Below are 1,409 nucleotides of genomic sequence, written 5' to 3' on the forward strand. Positions count from 1 at the left end.
CCGTAGACGATGCGTCCATCCCGCACGAGCTCGGTGATGATGGCATCCGCGCCGCTCTGCGCGAGGCGGGATCGCAGCACGAAGGTGTTCCCGCCCCGCAGCCAGACCACGTCGGACCGGTCGAGGACCGCGCGCACCCCCTCCGGATCGCCGATGTGGTCCCGCAGGTCCAGCTCGTGCGCGGTGATCCCCACGCTCGCCAGCATCTGCATCTCGCTGCGGACGGCCCATTCGCGCGCCGCGGCGGGCCAGGCGTCCGTCGCGTTCGCCACCACCGCTGCCCGCCGGGGCTCGGGCACCAGGCGCGCGAGCCCGCTGCCCGCCCCGCCGAGCCGGTATGAGGCCAGGAACAGTCTCATCAGGGGCGCGGCGGCACGGCGACCGGACTAGTCGCTGATGTCGAGGACAACGCGAGGGGGATTGGTCAGGGTCATGGCGGTGAACTCTCGCTGGCCGCCACGCACGCCCACGAACATCTGCGCGACGCCCTCGTTGAACGTGCCGACCTCGATCTCGGCGACCGATCCGCTGGCGGGGCCACCGATCGTCTTGGGCCCGGAATACGGGTCGACGCCCGTATCGAACGGGTAGCCCCAGCCCGTGACGTTGAACGCCAGGATGGCATCGCCGCTGACCGCGATGGGGTCGCCCGAGCCTGCCGCATAGGCCGCATCGACGTAGCGGAGGTCGTAGCCGGGCTGATCACCCTGGCCGGCGAGGTCGACGACGATGCGGGTGAACCCGTTGTGCTCGCCCACCCGGATGCCGGTGACGCTGAGGAAGGTGCCGTCCCCGGATTGCTTGGCGGCGGGACCCAGCGTTCCCGAGAACGCGCTCCCGGATCCACCACGGGAGGTGTTGTTGTCCGGCCTGCTCGGCGCCGGCTGCAGCGGGGTCTCCTCGATCTCCGGGCCGCTCGGCACGTTCTCCGTGGCGCCGGGCTCCTCGTCGGGGAGGTCCGCGCCGGTCGCCGCGCTCTGCGGCGACATCTCTGGCGTGGTCACGCTCGCTGGCAGGTCCGCATCGTCGCTGCCACAGCCCGCGATGCCCAGGATCAGGATCGCCGGGACCACCAGGGCGGAGCGTCGCATGTGCCGAAGGTTCATGATCCTCATCGTAGGTGCTCGAACAGGGTCCGATCCTGCCCCGAATATAACGTTTTGCACCCGGTCCTGTCGGTTGCCTAGCTGGATCGGCGGGACAGCAGCCGGACCACGCCGTAGACGACGCCCGCGCCCGCGGCGAGGAAGATGACCCAGGGCAGCGCCAGGCCGATGCCGATGATGGCGGAGCGGAGCGCATCAAGCAGGGTCTCCCATCCTTCGCGGAGCCCGCCCGCGAATCCGGATGCAGGATCGGTAGCGGGACGCTGCGCGAGGTAGAGATCGAGGGTGGAGAGGTCGACCTGG

Annotated in this window: 3 protein-coding genes; all 3 read right to left on the reverse strand. The window is 70.4% G+C overall.

Features of this window, described 5'->3' with window-relative positions; translation table 11 throughout:
- The coding region (locus tag HT102_RS15730) for a Type 1 glutamine amidotransferase-like domain-containing protein (RefSeq protein WP_192040400.1) at positions 1-359 on the reverse strand (359 nt) is incomplete at its 3' end.
- A gap of 27 nt (positions 360-386) precedes the next feature.
- Positions 387-1,106, reverse strand: coding sequence for an AMIN-like domain-containing (lipo)protein (locus HT102_RS15735; RefSeq protein WP_192040401.1), 720 nt, complete (start codon positions 1,104-1,106; stop codon positions 387-389).
- 77 nt (positions 1,107-1,183) lie between these two features.
- Positions 1,184-1,409 (reverse strand): DUF4349 domain-containing protein (locus HT102_RS15740; RefSeq protein ID WP_192040402.1); only part of this gene is annotated, 226 nt, incomplete at its 5' end.

This window comes from Lolliginicoccus lacisalsi, from assembly GCF_014841105.1.
GTDB classification, from domain to species: domain Bacteria; phylum Actinomycetota; class Actinomycetes; order Mycobacteriales; family Mycobacteriaceae; genus Lolliginicoccus; species Lolliginicoccus lacisalsi.

What these genes read in the sequence shown, in the direction of transcription:
- HT102_RS15735 (WP_192040401.1), bottom strand. Translation starts at nt 1,106, where the DNA reads ATGAACCTTCGGCACATGCGACGCTCCGCCCTGGTGGTCCCGGCGATC.